Annotated in this window: 21 protein-coding genes; 12 read left to right on the forward strand and 9 right to left on the reverse strand. The window is 72.4% G+C overall.

The window, feature by feature from the left end; translation table 11 throughout:
* Positions 1-32 precede the first annotated feature (32 nt).
* The 5 genes from ABZ896_RS17930 to paaA are packed head-to-tail and all read right to left on the reverse strand — an operon-like array spanning position 33 to position 3,625.
* Positions 33-1,097: a 2Fe-2S iron-sulfur cluster-binding protein gene (locus ABZ896_RS17930; RefSeq protein WP_360929207.1), complete on the reverse strand. Its 1,065-nt coding sequence runs from the start codon at positions 1,095-1,097 to the stop codon at positions 33-35.
* Entirely contained in the window at positions 1,097-1,612 is a 516-nt protein-coding gene (gene paaD, locus ABZ896_RS17935; protein ID WP_360929211.1) for a 1,2-phenylacetyl-CoA epoxidase subunit PaaD, read from the reverse strand. The genes ABZ896_RS17930 and paaD overlap by 1 nt, the downstream gene beginning before the upstream one ends.
* Positions 1,606-2,325 carry a 1,2-phenylacetyl-CoA epoxidase subunit PaaC gene (gene paaC / locus ABZ896_RS17940; protein WP_360929214.1) on the reverse strand — a complete coding sequence of 240 codons (720 nt, stop codon included), beginning with the start codon at positions 2,323-2,325 and terminating at the stop codon, positions 1,606-1,608. The genes paaD and paaC overlap by 7 nt, the downstream gene beginning before the upstream one ends.
* Positions 2,322-2,609 carry a 1,2-phenylacetyl-CoA epoxidase subunit PaaB gene (gene paaB / locus ABZ896_RS17945; RefSeq protein WP_360929217.1) on the reverse strand — a complete coding sequence of 96 codons (288 nt, stop codon included), beginning with the start codon at positions 2,607-2,609 and terminating at the stop codon, positions 2,322-2,324. The genes paaC and paaB overlap by 4 nt, the downstream gene beginning before the upstream one ends.
* A complete protein-coding gene (gene paaA / locus ABZ896_RS17950) occupies positions 2,606-3,625 on the reverse strand; it encodes a 1,2-phenylacetyl-CoA epoxidase subunit PaaA (RefSeq protein ID WP_360929220.1) in 1,020 nt (339 codons plus the stop codon). Before paaA ends, paaB begins: the two co-directional genes overlap by 4 nt.
* A gap of 277 nt (positions 3,626-3,902) precedes the next feature.
* On the opposite strand from paaA, the gene ABZ896_RS17955 reads away from it, so the two are divergent.
* The 3 genes from ABZ896_RS17955 (at position 3,903) to ABZ896_RS17965 (ending at position 6,875) form a co-directional block, all read left to right on the forward strand.
* A complete protein-coding gene (locus ABZ896_RS17955; protein WP_360929223.1) occupies positions 3,903-4,787 on the forward strand; it encodes a DUF5819 family protein in 885 nt (294 codons plus the stop codon).
* Positions 4,784-6,007: an HTTM domain-containing protein gene (locus ABZ896_RS17960; protein WP_360929226.1), complete on the forward strand. Its 1,224-nt coding sequence runs from the start codon at positions 4,784-4,786 to the stop codon at positions 6,005-6,007. The genes ABZ896_RS17955 and ABZ896_RS17960 overlap by 4 nt, the downstream gene beginning before the upstream one ends.
* A 118-nt stretch (positions 6,008-6,125) precedes the next feature.
* The gene (locus tag ABZ896_RS17965; protein ID WP_360929229.1) at positions 6,126-6,875 is read left to right on the forward strand and encodes a TrmH family RNA methyltransferase; all 750 of its coding nucleotides are present in this window, start codon (positions 6,126-6,128) and stop codon (positions 6,873-6,875) included.
* A 4-nt stretch (positions 6,876-6,879) separates the two neighbouring features.
* Here ABZ896_RS17965 and paaN read toward each other — a convergent pair whose 3' ends face one another.
* Entirely contained in the window at positions 6,880-8,586 is a 1,707-nt protein-coding gene (gene paaN / locus ABZ896_RS17970; protein WP_360929232.1) for a phenylacetic acid degradation protein PaaN, read from the reverse strand.
* Between the two features lie 160 nt (positions 8,587-8,746).
* Here paaN and ABZ896_RS17975 point away from each other — a divergent pair, with 160 nt between their 5' ends.
* The gene (locus ABZ896_RS17975; RefSeq protein ID WP_360929234.1) at positions 8,747-10,270 is read left to right on the forward strand and encodes a 3-hydroxyacyl-CoA dehydrogenase; all 1,524 of its coding nucleotides are present in this window, start codon (positions 8,747-8,749) and stop codon (positions 10,268-10,270) included.
* A complete protein-coding gene (locus tag ABZ896_RS17980) occupies positions 10,267-10,857 on the forward strand; it encodes a TetR/AcrR family transcriptional regulator (RefSeq protein WP_360929237.1) in 591 nt (196 codons plus the stop codon). Before ABZ896_RS17975 ends, ABZ896_RS17980 begins: the two co-directional genes overlap by 4 nt.
* Positions 10,858-10,861: 4 nt before the next feature.
* On the opposite strand, the gene ABZ896_RS17985 is transcribed toward ABZ896_RS17980, so the two are convergent.
* On the reverse strand, positions 10,862-11,362 hold the full coding sequence (locus tag ABZ896_RS17985; protein ID WP_360929240.1) for an Lrp/AsnC family transcriptional regulator: 501 nt from the start codon (positions 11,360-11,362) through the stop codon (positions 10,862-10,864).
* Between the two features lie 172 nt (positions 11,363-11,534).
* On the opposite strand from ABZ896_RS17985, the gene pdhA reads away from it, so the two are divergent.
* The 6 genes from pdhA to ABZ896_RS18015 all read left to right on the forward strand — a co-directional run bounded on the left by pdhA (position 11,535) and on the right by ABZ896_RS18015 (position 18,527).
* The gene (pdhA, locus tag ABZ896_RS17990; protein WP_360929243.1) at positions 11,535-12,665 is read left to right on the forward strand and encodes a pyruvate dehydrogenase (acetyl-transferring) E1 component subunit alpha; all 1,131 of its coding nucleotides are present in this window, start codon (positions 11,535-11,537) and stop codon (positions 12,663-12,665) included.
* Positions 12,662-13,666, forward strand: a complete 1,005-nt coding sequence (locus ABZ896_RS17995) for an alpha-ketoacid dehydrogenase subunit beta (RefSeq protein ID WP_360929246.1) — start codon at positions 12,662-12,664, stop codon at positions 13,664-13,666. Before pdhA ends, ABZ896_RS17995 begins: the two co-directional genes overlap by 4 nt.
* Positions 13,666-15,102, forward strand: coding sequence for a dihydrolipoamide acetyltransferase family protein (locus ABZ896_RS18000; RefSeq protein ID WP_360929249.1), 1,437 nt, complete (start codon positions 13,666-13,668; stop codon positions 15,100-15,102). Before ABZ896_RS17995 ends, ABZ896_RS18000 begins: the two co-directional genes overlap by 1 nt.
* Before the next feature lie 76 nt (positions 15,103-15,178).
* Complete coding sequence (locus tag ABZ896_RS18005; protein WP_360929252.1) at positions 15,179-16,057, forward strand: NTP transferase domain-containing protein; 879 nt, start codon at positions 15,179-15,181, stop codon at positions 16,055-16,057.
* Positions 16,054-17,433: a molybdopterin molybdotransferase MoeA gene (locus ABZ896_RS18010; protein ID WP_360929255.1), complete on the forward strand. Its 1,380-nt coding sequence runs from the start codon at positions 16,054-16,056 to the stop codon at positions 17,431-17,433. The genes ABZ896_RS18005 and ABZ896_RS18010 overlap by 4 nt, the downstream gene beginning before the upstream one ends.
* The gene (locus ABZ896_RS18015) at positions 17,421-18,527 is read left to right on the forward strand and encodes a potassium channel family protein (RefSeq protein ID WP_360929257.1); all 1,107 of its coding nucleotides are present in this window, start codon (positions 17,421-17,423) and stop codon (positions 18,525-18,527) included. Before ABZ896_RS18010 ends, ABZ896_RS18015 begins: the two co-directional genes overlap by 13 nt.
* Here the strand turns inward: ABZ896_RS18015 and ABZ896_RS18020 are convergent, their stop codons facing one another.
* Both ABZ896_RS18020 and ABZ896_RS18025 read right to left on the reverse strand, forming a co-directional pair.
* A complete protein-coding gene (locus ABZ896_RS18020) occupies positions 18,528-19,376 on the reverse strand; it encodes an ABC transporter permease (protein WP_360929260.1) in 849 nt (282 codons plus the stop codon).
* On the reverse strand, positions 19,373-20,371 hold the full coding sequence (locus ABZ896_RS18025) for an ATP-binding cassette domain-containing protein (RefSeq protein WP_360929263.1): 999 nt from the start codon (positions 20,369-20,371) through the stop codon (positions 19,373-19,375). The genes ABZ896_RS18020 and ABZ896_RS18025 overlap by 4 nt, the downstream gene beginning before the upstream one ends.
* Before the next feature lie 176 nt (positions 20,372-20,547).
* On the opposite strand from ABZ896_RS18025, the gene ABZ896_RS18030 reads away from it, so the two are divergent.
* Complete coding sequence (locus tag ABZ896_RS18030; protein WP_360929266.1) at positions 20,548-21,528, forward strand: NAD(P)H-quinone oxidoreductase; 981 nt, start codon at positions 20,548-20,550, stop codon at positions 21,526-21,528.
* Positions 21,529-21,723: the final 195 nt, after the last annotated feature.

The raw sequence follows: 21,723 nt of genomic DNA on the forward strand, positions 1-21,723 counted from the left end.
GGTTCTAGAAGAAGGGAACCGCGTCCGAACGGCTACCTGTCGAAGTCCAGTTCCACTCTCTCCGTCACCGGATGCGACTGGCACGCCAGGACGTACCCCGCCTCCGTCTCCTCCCGTTCCAGAGCGAAGTTGCGGTCCATGCGGACCTCGCCGGAGACCAGGAAGGCCCGGCAGGTGCCGCACACCCCGCCCTTGCAGGCGTAGGGCGCGTCGGAACGGTTGCGCAGCACCGTCTCCAGGAGCGACTCGCCGTCCTGGACGGGCCAGCTCCCGCCGCGGCCGTCGAGCCGGGCGGTGACCGTGCTGTGCGCGGGCGCCGGTCCGGTCCGCACCGGCGCCGCTCCCCCGTCCACGTGGAAGATCTCCTCGTGGATCCGGGCCCGCGCCACCCCGAGTTCCCGCAACGCCCGCTCCGCGCCCTGCACCAGCCCGAACGGCCCGCACAGGAACCACCCCGCGACCCGCTCCACCGGCAGCAGCGCCGGCAGCAGTCCGGTCAGCCGCTCCCGGTCGAGCCGCCCGGACGGCAGCCCGGCCTGCTGCTCCTCCCGGGAGAGCGCCGTGACCAGCTGGAACCGCTGCGGGTAGCGGTCCTTGAGGTCGGCGGCCTCCTCCAGGAACATCGTCGAGGCGGAGCTGCGGTCGCTGCGTATCAGGCAGAACCGCGCGGCGGGCTCGCGCGCCAGCAGCGTCGTCACGATCGACAGCACCGGGGTGATGCCGCTGCCGCCGACGATCGCCGCGTACAGTCCGGGCGCCGGGTCCAGGGTGAACCGGCCCGCCGGGGTCATCACCTCCAGCTCGTCACCGGCGCCGATCTCCTTGAGCGCGTACGTCGAGAAGGCGCCGCCCTCCACCAGCCGTACGCCGACCCGCAGTTGGCTCGGTCCCGCGCCGTCCGGGTGGGGTGCCGGGGAGCAGATCGAGTAGGTGCGGCGGATCTCCTGGCCGTCGGCCGTGCGGCGCAGGGCGAGGTGCTGGCCCGGGGCGTGCCGGTACTCCTCGCGCAGCTCGGGCGGCACAGTCAGGGTCAGGGCCACGGAGTCGTCGGTGAGCCGGTCGACCGCGGCCACCGGGAGCGGGTGGAAGCGGGCCATCACAACTCCTTGAAGTGGTCGAACGGTTCACGACACGCCAGACACCGCCGCAGCGCCTTGCAGGCGGTGGAGGAGAAACGGCTGAGCAGCTCGGTCTCGGCGGAACCGCAGTGCGGACAGCGCACGGGCTCCAGGGTGCGGGTCGGTCCCCATGCGAGGGAGACCGGGCCGGACTCCTCGCGGACCCGCGGTGGCGCGATGCCGAACTCCCGCAGCTTGCGCCGCCCTTCGGCCGTGATGTCGTCCGTCGACCACGCCGGCGCGAGCACCCTGCGCACCGTGACCTCCCGCATGCCGTGCTCGCGCAGCACCCGCTCTATGTCGACGGACATCGCCTCGACCGCGGGGCAGCCGGTGTACGTCGGGGTCAGCTCGACCTCGACCGCGTCGGCGCCCCGCACACGCACCGCGCGCACCACACCCAGCTCGCGCAGGGTCAGCACGGGCAGTTCGGGGTCGGGCACCGAACCGGCGAGCGCCAGCAGCTCGGCCTCCAGGGCGGTCGCCGTCACCACGACGCCCCCGGGTGACTGCGGTGCAGATGCTGCATCTCGGCGAGCATCCGCCCGAAGGACTCGGTGTGCAGCCCCTGCCGTCCCGCACCGGCCCTCCACGCCCCCAGGCGCGGCCCCTCGGGGACGCTCAGGGTGGCCCGGCGCAGCACATCCCCCACGGACTCCAGCCAACGGGCCTCCAGCACGGCCCCGTCGACATCGACCCCCTCCACCGGGAGGAACATCTCGCCGGTGAACCGCCACAGCGCCTCGACCGCCCGCCGCATCCGAGCGTGGCTCTCCTCGGTGCCGTCACCGAGCCGCAGGGTCCACTGCTCGGCGTGGTCGCGGTGGTAGGCGACCTCCTTGACGGCCTTCGCGGCGAGCGGGGCGAACGGGCCGTCCCCTGCGGCCAGTTCCGCGTACAGCAGGTGCTGCCAGGTGGAGAAGTACAGCTGGCGGGCGATGGTGTGGGCGAAGTCGCCGTTCGGCTGCTCGACCAGCTGGAGGTTGCGGAAGGCGCGCTCCTCGCGCAGATACGCCAGGTCGTCCTCGTCGCCGACCATCGACAGCAGGGTCCGGGCCTGGCCCAGCAGGTCCAGCGCGATGTTGGCGAGGGCGACCTCCTCCTCCAGCACGGGGGCGTGGCCGGCCCACTCGCCGAGGCGGTGGGAGAGCACCAGGGCGTCGTCGCCGAGCGCGAGCGCGGCCGTCGTCGGCACGGTGGCGGTCACAGGTGCTTCACCCCCTCCGGGATCTCGTAGAACGTCGGGTGGCGGTACGGCTTGTCGGCGGCCGGCTCGAAGAACGGGTCCTTCTCGTCCGGCGAGGACGCGGTGATCGCCGCCGAGGGCACCACCCAGATCGAGACGCCCTCCCCGCGCCGGGTGTACAGGTCCCGGGCGTTGCGCAGGGCGAGTTCGGCGTCCGGGGCGTGCAGGCTGCCGGCGTGGGTGTGGGAGAGCCCGCGGCGGGAGCGGACGAAGACCTCCCACAGGGGCCAGTCGGTGGTCGTCATGCGTGTACCGCTCCCGTCTCGGTGTGCTTGCCGCTGTGCTTGGCCGCGTGGGCCGCGGCGGCCTCGCGGACCCAGGCGCCCTCCTCATGGGCGCGCCTGCGCTGGGTGATCCGCTGGTCGTTGCAGGGGCCGTTGCCCTTGAGGACCTCTTTGAACTCCGTCCAGTCGATCGGGCCGAAGTCGTGCTGCCCCCGCTCCTCGTTCCACCGCAGGTCCGGGTCGGGGAGGCTGAGGCCCAGGGACTCGGCCTGCGGGACGCAGATGTCGACGAAGCGCTGACGCAGGTCGTCGTTGGAGTGCCGCTTGATCTTCCAGGCCATCGACTGCGCGGAGTGCGCCGACTCGTCGTCGGGCGGGCCGAACATCATCAGGGACGGCCACCACCAGCGGTCCACGGCGTCCTGGGCCATCGCGTGCTGCTCCGGGGTGCCCCGGCTCAGGGCCAGCAGCAGCTCGTAGCCCTGGCGCTGGTGGAAGGACTCCTCCTTGCAGATGCGGACCATCGCGCGCGCGTACGGGCCGTAGGAGCAGCGGCACAGGGGGACCTGGTTGGTGATCGCCGCGCCGTCCACGAGCCAGCCGATGGCGCCGACGTCCGCCCAGGTCAGGGTCGGGTAGTTGAAGATCGAGGAATACTTCTGGCGGCCGGAGTGGAGCTTGTCGAGCAGTTCGTCGCGGCCGGTGCCGAGGGTCTCCGCGGCGCTGTAGAGATAGAGGCCGTGGCCCGCCTCGTCCTGGACCTTGGCCATCAGGATCGCCTTGCGGCGCAGGGACGGCGCGCGCGTGATCCAGTTCGCCTCCGGCTGCATGCCGATGATCTCGGAGTGGGCGTGCTGGGCGATCTGGCGCACCAGGGTCGCGCGGTAGGCGTCGGGCATCCAGTCGCGGGGCTCGATGCGCTCGTCGGCGGCGACGGCCGCGTCGAAGGCGCGCTCGTAGCCGGTGGTGTCGGCGGCGGTGTCCTGACCGCCGTACGCCTGCGTGCGCGCCGTCTGGTGCGCGGCTGCTGTCGCCATGAGGCCCCCTCGACCCGGGCTCCGCCGGAACCTGCTCCCGACCGATCGTTCGGTTCGTGCGATTCCATGGTGTGCCGGGCGCCGTATGGTGTCAACCGCTGTGGAAAACCCGCGGGGCCGCCTGTGGAGAACCGGTGTGGGAGTGAGCACGGCCACGGCGGGGCGGGGCGGAAGGGGCTGTGCGGGGCCGTCGGGCCTGAGTACCGTTCCGTGGCGAGCGCCGCGGCGCCCCGCGGGGCGGCGGCCGCAGGGCGAAACGGATCGAGAACGGGGTGGAATGGACGCGTACGACCAAGGCTCGAACGCCCGGCGGGAGCCGGACGGTGTGCCCGGGCCGACGGAGCCGGCGGTGCCGGCCGCCGCGGGCCCGGAGGGCGAGTCCGCCCCGCCCGAGCCCGACGGCATACCGGCCGGGGGATCCGGAGTGCTCCGCGCGGCCGCCGTCGGACGGCCCGAAGACCATCCCGAGCCCTCCGAAGACCGCCCCGGGCCGCCCGAGGCCCACCCCGACCCGCGTACCGGTGTCGCCGCGCTCTCCCTGGGTCACCAGATCGTCGTCGCGGTGGCGCTCGCGGTCGTCGCGGCCGCCGTCTGCCTGCACATCGGCATGGTCTTCCTGCATGTGGCGCCGCCCAACACGCTGACCAAGAAGCACGGCACGGTGGTCGACGACTGGGTCTTCCCGGAGTTCGAGCAGAACTGGAAGCTGTTCGCGCCTAACCCGCTCCAGCAGAACATCGCGGTGCAGGTGCGGGCCCGGGTCGCCACCGCGGACGGCGGCATGCGCGAGACCGGCTGGTACGACCTGTCCGCCCAGGACGGCCGGGCCATCGACGGCAACCTGCTGCCGAGCCACACCCAGCAGAACGAACTGCGCCGCTCCTGGGACCTGTTCACCTCCACCCACGACGCCGACAACCGCCCGGTCGGGCTGCGCGGCGCCCTGGCCGAGACGTATCTGCGCCGCATCGTGGTGCTGCGCCTGGAGCGCGGGGACGCGACCGGGCGGAGCGGTGTCCTCAAGAGCGTGCAGATACGGTCCCGCGTCACCAACGTCCCCGCGCCGACGTGGGGCAACGAGAAGGTCTCCGACCAGCCGGTCTACCGCGAGCTGCCCTGGTGGACGGTGCAGGCGGACGACACCGAGGAGAGCGTCCGGTGAATCGCTTCGCCCTGGCGGTGTCGCACGGCATCGCCCGCGTCACGGAGGCGGCCCGTGGCCCCTACCAGGCCGCCGTCATCCGTATCGGCTTCAGCGCCACCTGGCTGCTGTTCCTGCTGCGCGAGTTCCCCCACCGCGAGGAGCTGTACGGCCCCGACGGGCCCTGGAGCTGGAACCTCGCCGAGCAGCTGATCTCGTCCAACGGCGCCTTCACGGTCCTGATGTGGTCGGACAGCCGGTTCTGGTTCGAGTGCGTCTACGCGCTCGCCGTCCTCGCGAGCCTGCTGCTGCTCCTCGGCTGGCGCACCCGCACGATGTCCGTGCTCTTCATGGTCGGAGTGCTCTCGCTGCAGAACCGCAGTGTCTTCATGGGCGACGGCGGCGACAACGTCCTGCATCTGATGTGCATCTACCTGGTCTTCACCCGCTGCGGCCAGGTCTGGTCGCTGGACGAGCGGCGGACGCGGGCGGCACGCGCGCGTGGGGAGCGGGTCGTGGACCGCGTGGGCCCCGCCCTGTGGACCGTCCTCGGGCTCGTGCTGGTGGGCATGACCTTCCTGGGCAAGCTCGACGGCGACCCCACCGTGCCGGTGCTGCTGTGGGGCGTCTGGCTGGCGCAGGCCGTGGGATGGGCGATCAACCGCCTCGCGAAGTCGGACCAGCCGCGGATCACGGCCGACGTCATCGCGAACATCGTCCACAACGGCGCCCTGGTCGTGATCATGGCCGAGGCCTGTCTGATCTACGCGACGGCGGGCTGGTACAAGATCCAGGGCTCGCGCTGGCAGGACGGCACGGCCGTCTACTACCCCCTCCACCTCGACTACTTCTCCCCTTGGCCCGCTCTCGCCGATCTGCTGGCGGGCAACGGCATCATGGTGATGCTGGTGACCTACGGCACGGTCATCGTGCAGGTCGCCTTCCCGTTCACGCTCTTCAACCGGCGGGTCAAGAACGTCCTGCTGGCCTGCATGATGCTGGAGCACGCGGCGATCGCCATCGTGCTCGGCCTGCCGTTCTTCTCGCTGGCGATGATCGTCGCCGACTCCGTCTTCCTGCCGACGCCGTTCCTGCGCCGGCTCGGCGACCTGGCCGCACGCGCGCGTGGCCGCGCGTGGACATTGCTGTCGGGCGAGAACGGCGCGCCCGCGGCGCTGCCCGAGCAGCGCACACCGAAGGCCCCGGAGGGCGCGGCGGACACGGAGGGCGTACGGGCCTGAGGACGCGCGGGGCGGCGCGGAGGGCCCGCGGTGCGTCCACGGGCCCGACGGGCGTCGCTCCGGCCTCCCCTGGGCCTCTCGCCGGTCTCCCTCCCGGGCCGCCCCGTAGGCTTCCCGCATGACCAGCTCCGATCCCGTGGGCCTGTGGCACCGGCTCGCCGACGGCTCCGTCCTGCTCGACGGCTTCCATGCCCTCAAGCACGCCGTGCGGTTCGGGGCCGAGGTGCCGGTGGCGGTGGCCGTCGACCGGCAGGCCGCGCTCGGCCTGGCCGAGGAGCTGGCGCCGGACGTACGGGAGCCGCTGGCCGCGCTCCTGACGCAGGTGCCGGAGCCGGTGTACGCCTCCCTGGTGCCGCGCCCGCATCCGACGGCGGTCGCCGCCTTGGCCGTACGACCCTCCCGAGCGGCGCAGCTGGAGCAGCTGGCCCGCACCCCGCGCACCACACCTGTCGTGGTCCTCGACAATCCGCGCAACCTCGGCAACGCGGGGGCGGTGATCCGGCTGGCCGCCGGTTTCGGGGCCACCGGAGTCGTCACCACCGGCACGCTCGACCCCTGGCACCCCACCGTGGTGCGCGGCGGCGCGGGCCTGCACTTCGCGACCGCCGTCGAGCGGTTGGAGGTGTCCGAGCTGCCGCCGGGGCCGCTGTTCGCCCTGGATCCGGAGGGCGACGACATCCGGGGGCTGAAGCTCCCGGACGACGCCGTCCTCGCCTTCGGCTCCGAGCGCAGCGGCCTCTCGGCCGCACTGCGCGCGCGGGCCGACCATCTGCTGTCCCTGCCGATGCGCCCCCAGGTCTCCAGCTACAACCTGGCCACGAGCGTCGGGATGACGCTCTACCACTGGAGCCTGAACGGCGGCGTGTGAGCCGTCACGCCTCGCGCCGCACCTCGACCACCCGGAAGCGGTTCGCCACGAACGCGCCGTCGCACAGGGCCGCGTTGGCCGCGGGGTTGCCGCCCGAGCCGTGGAAGTCGGAGAACGCGGCCGTCTGGTTGACGTACACCCCTCCGGTGAGGTTCAGCGACAGCTGTGCCGCCTCCTCCAGGCAGACCTCCTGGACGGCCTCCTCGACCTCGTCGTCGGTGGTGTACGCCCCGACCGTCATCGCGCCCTTCTCGCGGATCGTGCGCCGCAGCAGCTCCACGCCCTCCGCCGCCGAGTCGACAGCGACCGCGAAGGAGACCGGGCCGAAGCACTCGCTCATGTAGGCGGCCTCGTCGTCGGCCCTCTCCCAATATTTCCGCGCGCCGTCCAGCTTCACGATCACCGGCGTGCGCACGACCGCGCCCGGGAACTCGGGGTTGCCGATCTCCCGGGAGGCCAGGGCGACTTCGCCGAGACCGGCCGCCGCCTCCAGCCGAGCCTTCACGTCCGGGTTGACGATCGCGCCCAGCAGCGCGTTCGCGCGCGCGTCGTCGCCGAGCAGGCCGTCGACCGCGCGGGCGAGGTCGGCCACCACCTCGTCGAAGGTCCTGGGGCCCTCGTCGGTGCGGATGCCGTCGCGGGGGATCAGCAGGTTCTGCGGGGTGGTGCACATCTGGCCGCTGTAGAGCGACAGCGAGAAGGCGAGGTTCGACAGCGTGCCCTTGTAGTCGGCCGTAGAGTCCAGCAGGACGGTGTTGACGCCCGCCTTCTCCGTGTAGACCTGCGCCTGGCGGGCGTTGGCCTCCAGCCAGTCGCCGAACGCCGTCGAGCCGGTGTAGTCGATGATCCGGATCTCCGGGCGCGTCGCCAGGGTCTTCGCGATGCCCTCGCCCGGGCGCTCGGCGGCCAGGGCGACGAGGTTCGGGTCGAAGCCGGCCGCGGCCAGCACCTCGCGCGCGACCTGGACCGTGAGCGCGAGCGGCAGCACCGCGCGCGGGTGGGGCTTGACCAGGACGGCGTTGCCGGTGGCCAGGGAGGCGAACAGGCCGGGGTAGCCGTTCCACGTCGGGAAGGTGTTGCAGCCGATGACCAGGGCGATCCCGCGCGGCACCGGCGTGAACCGCTTGGTCAGGGCGAGCGGGTCGCGCTTGCCCTGAGGCTTGGTCCACTCCGCGGTGTCGGGTGTGCGCACCTGCTCCACGTACGCGTACGCCACCGCCTCCAGGCCGCGGTCCTGCGCGTGCGGGCCGCCCGCCTGGAACGCCATCATGAACGCCTGGCCGGAGGTGTGCATCACCGCGTGCGCGAACTCGTGGGTGCGGTCGCTGATCCGCTTGAGGATCTCCAGACAGACCACGGCCCGCATCTCCGCGCCCGCGTCCCGCCACGCCTTCTGGCCCGCCTTCATGGCCGGCAGCAGGACGTCCACGTCCGCGTGGGGGTATTCCACGCCCAGCTCGATGCCGTACGGCGACACCTCGCCGCCCACCCAGCCGTCCGTGCCGGGCTGGCCGAGGTCGAGGCGGGTGCCCTGGAGGGCGTCGAAGGCGGCCCTGCCCGCGGCCATGTCCAGGCTGCCGTTCTCGCCGTAGGCCTTGGGGTGCTCCGGGTGGGGCGACCAGTACGCGCGTGTGCGGATCGCGTCCAGCGCCTGGTCGAGGGTGGGCCGGTGGATCGCGATCAGCTCGTGTGCGGTCGGTTCGGCGGCCATGCGGGACCAACTCCTCGTCTTTCGAACTCTTCGTCGAGCTCATGACCTGGGCAGAAACCTGGGCGGGAACAGCCAGTGAGAGTTAGAGTAACCGAACGATCGGTCGGGACAAGGGGGTCCGCCGCATCTGTGGAAAACCCCGTGCGGGAGGATCGCGCACATGACAGCACTCGACCTCAGCAGCCCCGTGGCCGTCGTCGGCACCGGCACCATGGGCCAGGGCATCGCCCAGGTCGCGCTGGTCGCCGGGCACTCCGTACGGCTGTACGACGCCGTCCCCGGCCGCGCGCGGGAGGCCGCCGACGCGATCGGCGGCCGACTGGACCGGCTGGTCGCGAAGAACCGGCTCACCGCCGACGACCGGGACGAGGCCCGGGCCCGCCTCGCGTCCGCCGAGCACCTCACCGACCTCGCCGACTGCGCCCTGGTCGTCGAGGCAGTCCTGGAGCAACTGGACGCAAAGCAGGAGTTGTTCCGCGCGCTGGAGGACATCGTCGGCGAGGACTGTCTGCTCGCCACCAACACCTCCTCCCTGTCGGTGACGGCCATCGGCGGCGCCCTGCGCAATCCGGGCCGCCTGGTGGGCCTGCACTTCTTCAACCCCGCCCCGCTGCTGCCGCTGGTCGAGGTCGTCTCCGGGTTCGCCACCGACGTCACGTCGGCCACGCGCGCGTACGAGATGGCACGCGCCTGGGGCAAGACGCCCGTCGCCTGCGCGGACACCCCCGGCTTCATCGTCAACCGCATCGCGCGGCCCTTCTACGCCGAGGCCTTCGCGGTCTACGAGGCCCAGGGCGCCGACCCCGCGACCATCGACGCGGTGCTGCGCGAGTCGGGCGGCTTCCGGATGGGCGCGTTCGAGCTGACCGACCTCATCGGGCAGGACGTCAACGAGTCCGTGACGCACTCGGTGTGGAAGTCCTTCTTCCAGGACGTGCGCTTCACGCCCTCGCTCGCCCAGCGGCGCCTGGTGGAGTCGGGCCGGCTCGGCCGCAAGAGCGGACAGGGCTGGTACGACTACGACGAGACCGGGACCGTCGAGCGGGACGAGCCGCACACCGCGGAGCGGGCCCAGGCGCCCGCCTACGTCACCGTCGAGGGCGACCTGGGCCCGGCGTCCGAGCTGATCGCGCTGATCCGCGAGGCGGGCATCCCGGTCCGCGAGGAGGAAGAGGACCACGGCACGCGCCTGGTGCTGCCGAGCGGCGGCCAGCTCGCCCTCGCCGACGGCCAGACCTCCGTGGAGTTCCGGGACGTCGTCTACTTCGACCTCGCGATCGACTACCGCCGGGCCACCCGGATCGCCCTGTCGGCCTCCCAGGACACCGCGCAGCAGACCCTGGCCGAGGCCATCGGCCTCTTCCAGGCGCTCGGCAAGGACGTCAGCGTCATCGGTGACGTCCCCGGCATGATCGTGGCCCGTACGGTCGCCCGGATCGTCGACCTCGCGCACGACGCCGTCGCCAAGGGCGTGGCCACCGAGGAGGACATCGACACCGCGATGCAGCTCGGGGTGAACTACCCGCTCGGGCCCTTCGAGTGGAGCCGCAAACTGGGCCGCAACTGGGCCTACGCCCTCCTCGACGACCTGCACCTGCGCGACCCCTCGGGGCGGTACGCCCCGTCCCTCGCGCTCTACCGCCACGCGTACGCCTCCGACAAGCGGGAGGGCAGCAGCTCATGACGACCGCCAAGCGCGACACGTACACGCCGGAGACGCTGCTGTCCGTCGCCGTCCAGGTCTTCAACGAACGCGGCTACGACGGCACCTCCATGGAGCACCTCTCCAAGGCCGCCGGTATCTCCAAGTCGTCGATCTACCACCATGTGTCCGGCAAGGAGGAACTGCTGCGGCGGGCCGTCAGCCGGGCCCTGGACGGGCTCTTCGGGATCCTCGACGAGGAGCACGCGCGCGTGGGGCGGGCCTCGGAGCGTCTCGAGTACGTCGTCCGGCGCATGGTCGAGGTCCTCATCGCCGAACTGCCCTACGTCACCCTCCTGCTGCGCGTGCGCGGCAACACCGACACCGAGCGGTGGGCCCTGGAGCGCCGTCGCGACTTCGACCACCGGGTCGCCGAGCTGCTGAAGGCGGCGGCCGCGGAGGGCGACGTACGCGGCGACGTGGAGGTCCGTCTCGCGACCCGCCTGGTCTTCGGCATGATCAACTCGATCGTCGAGTGGTACCGCCCGGACGGCCGCGGCATGAACGAACGCGACGTCGCGGACGCGGTCGCGCGGTTGGTGTTCTCGGGACTGCGCGGGCGGAGCTGAGAGTTCAGGCCTGGGGTTCCAGGTCCTCCTCCTCGAAGACCAGCAGGGTGCGGGTGCTGAGGACCTCCGGGATGGACTGGAGGCGGGTGAGGACCAGCTCGCGCAGGGCTCTGTTGTCGGGGGTGTGGACCAGCAGCAGGACGTCGAAGTCGCCGCCGACCAGGGCGATGTGGGAGGCGCCGGGGAGCTGGATCAGCTGCTCGCGGACCGTGCGCCAGGTGTTCTGGACGATCTTCAGGGTGATGTACGCGGAGGTGCCCTGACCGGCGCGCTCGTGGTCGACACGGGCGCCGAAGCCGCGGATCACGCCGTCCTCGACGAGCCGGTTGATCCGCGCGTACGCGTTGGCGCGCGAGACGTGCACCCGTTCGGCGACCGACCTTATCGACGCGCGGCCGTCCGCCTGGAGCATCCGCAGGATGTCCTGATCGATGGCGTCGAGGGGACGCGGGGCCGTCGGCGGCCGGCCGCCGTCCTGGCTCTCGGCCATTTGTTCAGGTGCCATGTCCCCCCGCCTCCCTACCATGGACGTACTGCGTTCATTGGAGGTTGTGGAGAACCGTTTGTCCACAGCCTGAGGGGGCCTGTAGCCAAAATGTGCCGACGACCGAACAATCGGTAGGTGAGGCGCCTCACATCCGTGGTGCGCCGCGAGCCGCTCCCCGAGGAGGTCCGTCATGACGGTCATGGAGCAGCGTGGCGCGTATCGGCCGTCGCCGCCGCCCGCCTGGCAGCCCCGCACGGACCCCACGCCGCTGCTGCCCGACGCCGAGCCGTACCGCGTCCTCGGCACGGACGCGGCGGGCCAGGCCGACCCTGCCCTGCTGCGCCGCCTGTACGCGGGCCTGGTGCGCGGCCGCCGCTACAACACGCAGGCCACCGCCCTCACCAAGCAGGGCCGCCTCGCCGTCTACCCCTCCAGCACCGGCCAGGAGGCCTGCGAGGTCGCCGCCGCGCTGGCCCTGGAGGACCGCGACTGGCTCTTCCCCAGCTACCGCGACACCCTCGCGGCCGTCGCCCGCGGCCTCGACCCCGTCCAGGCCCTCACCCTGCTGCGCGGTGACTGGCACACCGGCTACGACCCGCGCGAGCACCGCGTGGCCCCCCTGTGCACCCCGCTCGCGACCCAGCTCCCGCACGCCGTCGGCCTCGCCCACGCGGCCCGCCTCAAGGGCGACGACGTGGTCGCGCTCGCCATGGTCGGCGACGGCGGCACCAGCGAGGGCGACTTCCACGAGGCGCTGAACTTCGCCGCCGTCTGGCAGGCCCCGGTCGTCTTCCTGGTCCAGAACAACGGCTTTGCCATCTCGGTGCCGCTCGCCAAGCAGACCGCAGCCCCCTCGCTCGCCCACAAGGCCGTCGGCTACGGCATGTCCGGCCGCCTGGTCGACGGCAACGACGCGGCCGCCGTGCACGAGGTCCTGGCCGCCGCCGTACGGCACGCGCGCGCGGGCGGCGGTCCCACGCTCGTCGAGGCGATCACCTACCGCGTCGAGGCCCACACCAACGCCGACGACGCCACCCGCTACCGCGGCGACGCCGAGGTCGAGACCTGGCGCGGACACGACCCGATCGCCCTCCTGGAGCACGAGCTGACCGAGCGCGGCCTCATCGACGAGGACGGCATCCGCCGGGCGCGCGACGCCGCCGAGATCATGGCCGCCGACCTGCGCGAGCGCATGAACCAGGACCCGGTCCTCGACCCCATGGACCTCTTCGCCCACGTGTACGCCGAACCCACCTCGCAACTGCTCGAACAGCGAGCCCAGTTGCGGGCCGAGCTCGAAGCCGAGGGGGAGACTCCATGACCACCGTCGCGGTCAAGCCCGCCACCATGGCGCAGGCCCTCACGCGCGCGTTGCGGGACGCCATGGCCGCGGACCCCACCGTGCACGTCCTGGGCGAGGACGTCGGCACCCTCGGCGGCGTCTTCCGGGTCACCGACGGGCTGGCCGAGGAGTTCGGCGAGGACCGCTGCACGGACACCCCGCTCGCCGAGGCCGGCATCCTCGGCACGGCCGTCGGCATGGCGATGTACGGGCTGCGGCCGGTGGTGGAGATGCAGTTCGACGCGTTCGCCTACCCGGCGTTCGAGCAGCTGATCTCGCACGTCTCGCGGATGCGCAACCGCACGCGTGGCGCGATGCCGCTGCCGATCACCGTCCGTGTCCCCTACGGCGGTGGCATCGGCGGGGTCGAGCACCACAGCGACTCCTCCGAGGCGTACTACATGGCGACTCCGGGGCTCCATGTCGTCACGCCCGCGACCGTCGCCGACGCCTACGGGCTGCTGCGTGCCGCCATCGCCTCCGACGACCCGGTCGTCGTCCTCGAACCCAAGCGGCTGTACTGGTCGAAGGACTCCTGGAACCCCGAGGACCCGCAGACCGTTGAACCGATAGGCCGCGCGGTGGTGCGGCGCCCGGGCCGGAGCGCCACGCTCCTCACGTACGGTCCGTCCGTCCCCGTCTGCCTCGAAGCCGCCGAGGCCGCGCGGGAGGAGGGCTGGGACCTGGAGGTCGTCGACCTGCGCTCGCTGGTGCCGTTCGACGACGAGACGGTCTGCGCCTCGGTACGACGGACCGGGCGCGCGGTCGTCGTGCACGAGTCGGGTGGGTTCGGCGGCCCGGGAGGAGAGATCGCGGCCCGGGTCACGGAGCGCTGCTTCCATCATCTGGAGGCGCCGGTGCTGCGGGTGGCGGGGTTCGACATCCCGTATCCGCCGCCGATGCTGGAGCGGCACCACCTGCCCGGCGTGGACCGGATCCTGGACGCGGTGGGGCGTCTGCAGTGGGAGGCGGAGAACTGATGGCCCAGGTGCTGGAGTTCAGGCTGCCGGATCTCGGCGAGGGCCTGACCGAGGCGGAGATCGTCCGCTGGCTGGTCGAGGTCGGCGACGTCGTCTCGGTGGACCAGCCGGTCGTCGAGGTCGAGACGGCCAAGGCGCTGGTCGACGTCCCCTGCCCGTACGCCGGCGTCGTCACGGCCCGCTACGGCGAGGAGGGCACGGAACTGCCGGTCGGCGCGCCGCTGATCACGGTCGCGGTGGGACCGGCTGCCACTGCCTCCGGCGGTCCGGCCGAGGACGCGGTGGGCGAGAGCGCGGAGACCAAGGGCTCGGGGAACGTGCTCGTGGGCTACGGCACGTCGGAGGCGCCTGCGCGGAGGCGCAGGGTGCGGCCGGGGAGTGCGGTGCCCGCGGCGGGCGGGGGGCGGTCCGGCGCCGCGAGTGAGGCGGCCGACCGGTGGTCCGACGCGCCGGGGGCGACGGCGAACGGGCGGGCCGAAGCGGCCACGGCGGCCGTGAACGGCCGGGGCACCGTTTCCGAGGCTGCCACCGCTCCCGAGGCGTTCGACGGCCCCGTCCCGGTGATCTCCCCCCTCGTGCGGCGGCTCGCCCGGCAGAACGGCATCGATCTGCGGGAGATGACCGGCTCCGGGCCCGACGGGCTGATCCTTCGCGCCGACGTGGAGTACGCGCTGCGGGCGGCCGCGACACAGCAGCCGGCGGCGACCCGTCAGCAGATCTCCGCCCCCTCCACCGGCCCGGCCCTCGGAGAGACCCGTATCCCCCTCAAGGGCGTGCGCGGCGCCGTCGCCGACAAGTTGTCCCGTAGTCGCAGCGAGATCCCCGACGCCACCTGCTGGGTGGACGCCGACGCGACGGAGCTGATGCGGGCGCGGACCGCGATGAATGCCGCCGGGGGGCCGAAGATCTCGCTCCTCGCCCTGCTGGCCCGGATCTGCACGGCCGCCCTCGCGCGGTTCCCGGAGTTCAACTCCACCGTGGACACGGCGGCCCGGGAGATCGTCCGGCTGGACGCCGTGCACCTCGGGTTCGCCGCGCAGACCGAGCGGGGGCTGGTCGTCCCGGTCGTGAAGGACGCGCACGCGCGCGGTGCCGAGTCGCTGACCGCGGAGTTCGCCCGGCTGACCGAGGCGGCCCGCACCGGAGGCCTCACGCCGGCGGAACTCACCGGCGGCACCTTCACGTTGAACAACTACGGAGTGTTCGGCGTCGACGGCTCCACACCGATCATCAACCACCCCGAGGCGGCCATGCTCGGCGTCGGCCGGATCGTCCCCCGGCCGTGGGTGCACGAGGGCGAGCTGGCCGTGCGCCAGGTCGTCCAGCTCTCGCTCACCTTCGACCACCGGGTGTGCGACGGCGGCACCGCGGGCGGCTTCCTCAGGTATGTGGCGGACTGCGTGGAACAGCCGGCGGTGCTGCTGCGCACGCTGTGATCGCGCGGCCCGATGACTGCGATCGCACCGCGTCCCCCGCGTTCCCTGTGATCGCGGGGGCCCGCATACTCGGGGGGTGAGCTCGTACGCGCCCCCGGACCCGCCCGGCGCCGACCCGGCGTACGACGTCGTCGTGCTCGCCGGGGGTGCCGCCCGGCGGCTCGGCGGCGCCGACAAGCCCGCGGTGCGGGTCGGCGGGCGGGCGCTCCTCGACCGGGTGCTCGCCGCGTGCGCCGACGCGCGCGTGAGCGTGGTCGTCGCCGAGCCCCGCCCCACGGCCAGGCCCGTCCGGTGGGCCCGCGAGGACCCGCCCGGAGGGGGCCCGGTCGCCGCGCTCGCCGCGGGGCTGGCGCACACCACGGCCGACCGGGTGGTGGTCCTCTCCGCCGACCTGCCGTTCCTGGAGGCGGCGACGGTGAGGAGCCTGCTGGGCGCGAGCGGCGCGGACGGCGCCCTCCTCACCGATGCCGACGGCCGTGACCAGCCCCTCGTCGCCGCGTACCGCACGGAGGCGCTGCACCGCGAACTGACCGTCCTCACCGAGGAACACGGGGATCTCGACGGCCTCCCCCTCCGCCGGCTCACCGCCGGGCTCGACCTCGTCCGCGTCCCCGATCCCGTCGCGGCCTTCGACTGCGACACCTGGGACGACATCGCCACCGCCAGGGCACGCATCAGGGAGCATGGGCACGTGTTGGATGAATGGATTTCCGCAGTCAAGGACGAGCTGGGCATCGACCTGGACGTCGACACCGGCGTCCTGCTCGACCTCGCCCGGGACGCCGCCCACGGTGTGGCCCGGCCCGCGGCCCCCCTGACCACCTTCCTCGTCGGCTACGCGGCCGCGCGGGCCGGTGGCGGCCCCGAGGCCGTCGCCGAGGCCTCCCGCAAGGCCGCCGCCCTCGCCCTGCGCTGGGCGGACGAGGACACCGCCGACAAGCCGGACGCCGGATGACCGCCCCCGGCACCCGGGCCGGCGAACACGCCGGGAACGCGTCGGACGCCGACGAGTTCGACGTCGAGGAGGCGCTGGCCCTCGTGAAGGAAGACCACGGCCACCCGAGGTCCGGGCCCGCCGGTCACCAGGACCCCGCACCCATGGAGCGGGCGCCCGACACCCACCACCGCGCCACCACCTGGCCCGAGGCCCGCACGATCGCCGCCCGGGCCGCCCGCACCGTCACCCGCGGCGGCCGTACCCCCGTTTCCGTACGGCTCGACGACGCGCTCGGCCTCACCCTCGCCCTGCCCCTCCCCGCCCTCACCGACCTCCCCTCCTTCGACACCTCGGCGATGGACGGCTGGGCCGTCGCGGGTCCCGGCCCCTGGGCCGTACGGGAGGAGGGCGTGCTGGCCGGGCACGCGGAGCCCGCGCCGCTCGGCGACGGCGAGGCGGCCCGGATCGCCACCGGCGCCCGCATCCCCCCGGACACCACCGCGGTCCTGCGCAGCGAGCACGGCCGTAGCGACGAGAAGGGCCGACTGCACCCCACCCGGGAGGTCGTGCACGGCCAGGACATCCGCCCGCGGGGCCAGGAGTGCCGCAGCGGCGACCAGTTGCTGCCCGCCGGCACCCTCGTCACCCCGGCGGTGCTCGGCCTCGCGGCGGCCGCCGGGTACGACACCCTGGCCGCCGTACCCCTTCCGCGTGTGGAGGTCCTCGTCCTCGGCGACGAGCTGCTCACCGAGGGCACCCCGCGCGGCGGGCTGATCCGGGACGCGCTCGGTCCGATGCTGCCGCCGTGGCTGCGCGCGCTCGGTGCCGAGGTCATCGCGGTGCGCCGGATCGGCGACGACGCCGAGGCCCTGCACCGGGCGGTCACCGGCTCCACCGCCGACGTGATCGTCACGACCGGCGGCACCGCGGCCGGGCCCGTGGACCACGTCCACCCCACGCTCCGGCGGATCGGCGCCGAACTCCTCGTGGACGGCGTGAAGGTGCGCCCCGGCCACCCGATGCTGCTGGCCCGCACCAAGGAGAATCAGCACCTCGTCGGGCTGCCGGGCAACCCGCTCGCCGCCGTCTCCGGCCTGCTCACGCTCGCCGAGCCGCTGCTGCGCACCCTCGCCGCCCGCCCGGCCCAGGAGCCGTACGAGCTGCCGCTGCGCGACGAGGCCCACGGTCACCCGTACGACACCCGGCTCGTGCCGGTCGTGCTGCACGGCGACGGTGCCGTGCCGCTGCACTACAACGGTCCGGCCATGCTGCGGGGCATCGCGGCCGCCGACGCCCTGGCCGTCGTACCGCCCGGTGGGGTGCAGCCCGGTGAAGAGGCCGAACTGCTCGATCTGCCCTGGGCGTCCGCCGGGATCGGGGTGTGTTTCACGTGAAACTTCCGCGCCAGGACGCGATGGCCCGGCAGGCGGACGAGCATCTCGTGACCCACAAGGTGAAGCTGCCGCGCAAGATCGTGGAGCATCCCTTCCGGCAGGTCGCCAAGCGGGTGATGGTGGCGTTGTTCCTGCTGGCCGCGACCGCGTTGATCGTCTATGCCGACCATGACGGCTACAACGACAACTCCGACGGCTCCGTCGACCTCCTTGACGCCTTCTACTACGCGACCGTCACCCTCTCCACCACCGGATACGGCGACATCACCCCGGTCAGCGACGCCGCCCGGCTCACCAACATCTTCGTCATCACACCGCTGCGCGTGCTGTTCCTGATCGTCCTGGTCGGCACCACGCTGGAGGTCCTCACCGAACGCACCCGGGAGGAATGGCGTCTGACCCGCTGGAGGTCCACCTTGCGCGACCACACCGTCGTCGTCGGCTTCGGCACGAAGGGCCGGTCGGCGATCCAGACCGTCTGTGTGACGGGGCTGAAGAAGGAGCAGGTCGTGGTGGTCGATCCCAGCAGCAAGGTGATCGACGCGGCCACCGCCGACGGCTACGCCGGGATCATAGGAGACGCGACCCGCAGCGAGGTGCTCAAGCGGGCCGAGGTGCACAAGGCGCGGCAGATCATCATCGCGACCCAGCGCGACGACACCGCCGTGCTGGTGACGCTGACGGCCAGGCAGCTCAACAAGGCCGCCAAGATCGTGGTCGCCGTGCGCGAGGAGGAGAACGCTCCGCTGCTCAAGCAGTCCGGCGCCGACGCGGTCATCACCAGCGCCAGTGCGGCCGGACGGCTGCTCGGACTGTCGGTGCTCAGCCCCGCGGCCGGCATGGTGATGGAGGACCTGATCCAGCAGGGCAGCGGGCTGGACATCGTGGAACGCCCGGTGGTCAAGGCCGAGGTGGGACGCAGGCCGCGCGAGACGGACGACCTGGTGGTGAGCGTCGTACGCGGGCACCGCGTGCTCGGCTACGACGATCCGGCGGTCGGGACGCTGGAGCTGACGGACCGGCTGATCACGATCGTGCGGGCGACGCCGGGCACCCAGGTGGCACCCGACGTCCGCCCGCTGCGCCAGGACTGATCACTTGCGGTTGTAGAGCCGCATGGTGACCGGCCCGAAGACCGCGACGAACAGGCCCGCCCAGCCGAGCGACCAGGCGATCTCGTCGGCCGGCCAGTCGCCCGCCATCAGTCCGCGCACGGCCGAGGCGAGATGGGTGACCGGGCTGTTGTTGACGAAGGCCTGGAGCCAGCCGGGCATCGTGCGCGGGTCGACGAAGACGTTGGACAGGAAGGTCAGCGGGAAGATCACCATCATGCTGACGCCCATGACCGACTTCTCGGTGCGCAGCAGCAGCCCGAACATCGTCCAGATCCACGAGAACGCGAACGAGAAGGCGACCAGCAGGGCGATCCCGGCCAGCACACCACCGAAGCCGCCGTCCGGGCGGTAGCCGAGGATGATGCCGACGGTCAGCATCACGACGGAGGCGATGGTGTAGCGCAGGGCGTCGCCGAGGAGATAGCCGACCATCGTCGACGGCCGCCAGATCGGCAGCGAGCGGAAGCGGTCGAAGACGCCCTTCTCGATGTCGGTGTTGACCGAGACACCGGTGTACATCGTGATCATCACGACCGACATCACCAGGATGCCCGGCAGCAGGAACTGGATGTACTCCTTCGGCGACCCGGCCAGGGCGCCCCCGAAGAGGTACGTGTACATCAGCACCATCATGATCGGGAACGCGGTCACGTCGAAGAGCTGCTCCGGGACGTGCTTGATCTTGAGGATCGCCCGCCAGCCGAAGGTGAGGGAGGCGGAGAGCGCGCTGGGCCGTGGCGGACGTTCCCCGGTCACCAGCAGCGCGGCGAGCGATTCGGCGCTGACGGGAGCGAGGTCCTTCGTCTCGGTCTGGGTCACGGTGCTCATGCCGCCATCTCCTCGGCGTCGGTGTCGTCGGTGGGGTGTCCGGTGAGGGCGAGGAACACCTCGTCCAGGCTGGGCTGCCCCAGCGAGAAGTTGTCCACGACGATGCCGGTGCGGGCGAGTTCGGCCAGCGCGCGGGAGGCCTGCTCGGCCGCCGTGTCACTGGCCGCCGACCCGAGCCGGGCCGTCAGCGCGACCGCGTCCGGTTCCAGCTGCACCTGGGCGTCCAGGGACCGTCGTAGGATCTCCGCCGCCTCGGGCCGCCGGCCGCCGTCGCGCAGTCGCAGATGGACGGTCCCGGCGCCCACGGACGCCTTCAGCTCGCCCTTCGTGCCCTCGGCGATCACCCGGCCGTGGTCGATGACGGCGATCCGGGAGGCCAGCTGGTCGGCCTCGTCGAGGTACTGCGTGGTCAGCAGCACGGTGGTGCCCTGGGCGACGACCGCGCGCACGATGTCCCACACCTGGTTGCGGGAGCGGGGGTCCAGGCCGGTCGTCGGCTCGTCGAGGAAGAGCAGGTCGGGGGTGTTGAGGATGGACGCGGCGATGTCGATACGGCGGCGCATGCCGCCGGAGTAGTGCTTGACCTGTTTCCCGGCGGCCTCGGAGAGACCGAAGGCCTCCAGGAGCTGTCCGGCGCGCTCGCGTGCGGCCTTCTTGTGGTGGCCGAGGAGGCGGCCCAGCAGGACGAGGTTCTCCGTACCGGTGAGGTCCTCGTCTACGGAGGCGTACTGGCCGGTGAGGCTGACGCGGGCGCGGACGTCGTCGGCCTCGCGGACGATGTCGTGGCCGAAGACGTGCGCCTCGCCGGCGTCGGGGCGGAGGAGGGTGGCGAGCATTCTCACGGTGGTGGTCTTGCCGGCGCCGTTGGGGCCGAGGAGGCCGTACACCGTGCCGGCCGGGACGGCGAGGTCCACTCCGTCCACGGCCCTGGTGCCACCGAAGGTTTTCACCAGGCCGGCCGTTTCGATGGCCAGGGGTGAGGTGGGCTGGCTCATGGGGTTCCTTCCGCGTGCTTGGGCTACGCATGGGGAGACCTTTGCCGTCGCTCGGATTCATCGGTCCCGCACGTGAAATTTTGGGGTGGAGTCGGGTTGTGAGTCGGCTGCGGGCTTGTGGGGGCTGGTCGCGCAGTTCCCCGCGCCCCTGAGTGGGTGCAGGTAGCGTCGGTGTCATGTATGCGATCACGATTCCTGAACCCGGTGGGCCTGAGGCGTTGGTGTGGGACGAGGTTCCTGATCCTGTCGCTGGTGAAGGTGAGGTGCTGGTCGAGGTAGTCGCCGGGGCCGTCAATCGGGCCGACATTCTGCAGCGGCAGGGGTTCTACAACCCGCCGCCGGGTGCTTCGCCGTACCCCGGGCTGGAGTGTTCCGGGCGGGTTGTCGCGGTGGGGACCGGGGTGTCCGGGTGGGCCGTCGGGGACGAGGTGTGTGCGTTGCTGGCCGGGGGTGGGTATGCGGAGAAGGTCGCCGTTCCCGCCGGGCAGTTGCTGCCAGTTCCCCGGGGGGTTGACGTCAAGACGGCCGCCGCGCTGCCCGAGGTGGTCTGCACGGTCTGGTCGAACGTCTTCATGGTCGCCCACCTGCGCCCCGGCGAGACGCTCCTCGTGCACGGCGGATCCAGCGGTATCGGCACGATGGCGATCCAGCTCGCGAAGGCCGTCGGCGCGAAGGTCGCGGTGACCGCGGGGACGAAGGAGAAGCTGGAGCGGTGTGCCGAGCTGGGCGCCGACATCCTCGTCAACTACCGGGAGCAGGACTTCGTCGAGGAGGTCAGGAAGGCGACGGACGGGGCCGGGGCCGACGTCATCCTCGACAACATGGGGGCGAAGTACCTCGACCGCAACGTCCAGGCCCTCGCGGTCAACGGGCGGCTCGCGATCATCGGTATGCAGGGCGGGATCAAGGCCGAGCTGAACATCGCCACGCTGCTCACCAAGCGGGCCGCGATCAGCGCGACCTCGCTGCGGGCGCGGCCGGTCGAGGAGAAGGCGGCGATCGTGGCGGCCGTACGGGAGCATGTGTGGCCGTTGCTCGACGCCGGGCACGTGCGTCCTGTCGTCGACCGGGAGCTCCCGATGAGCGAGGCGGCTGCGGCGCACCGGGTGGTGGAGGAGAGCGGGCACGTGGGGAAGGTCCTGCTGGTCACGCCGTGACGGGGCGCTCGGAGGGGGTATGCCGCCAGGGCCTGTCCGGCGGATCGGGCCGGTTGCGAGAAGCGGTGCTGACCGGTGCAGGTGAGCGGGGCGGTGGGGGTCCACCCGCGCGAGCGAAGCCGAGCGTGGGGCAATCGGTGACCGACGACAACGCGGCAGACGGGCGTGCCCAGCCCCGCGACGCCGGCATGATCC

Source organism: Streptomyces sp. NPDC047072, assembly GCF_040643855.1.
In the GTDB taxonomy this organism is placed as follows: Bacteria; Actinomycetota; Actinomycetes; order Streptomycetales; family Streptomycetaceae; genus Streptomyces.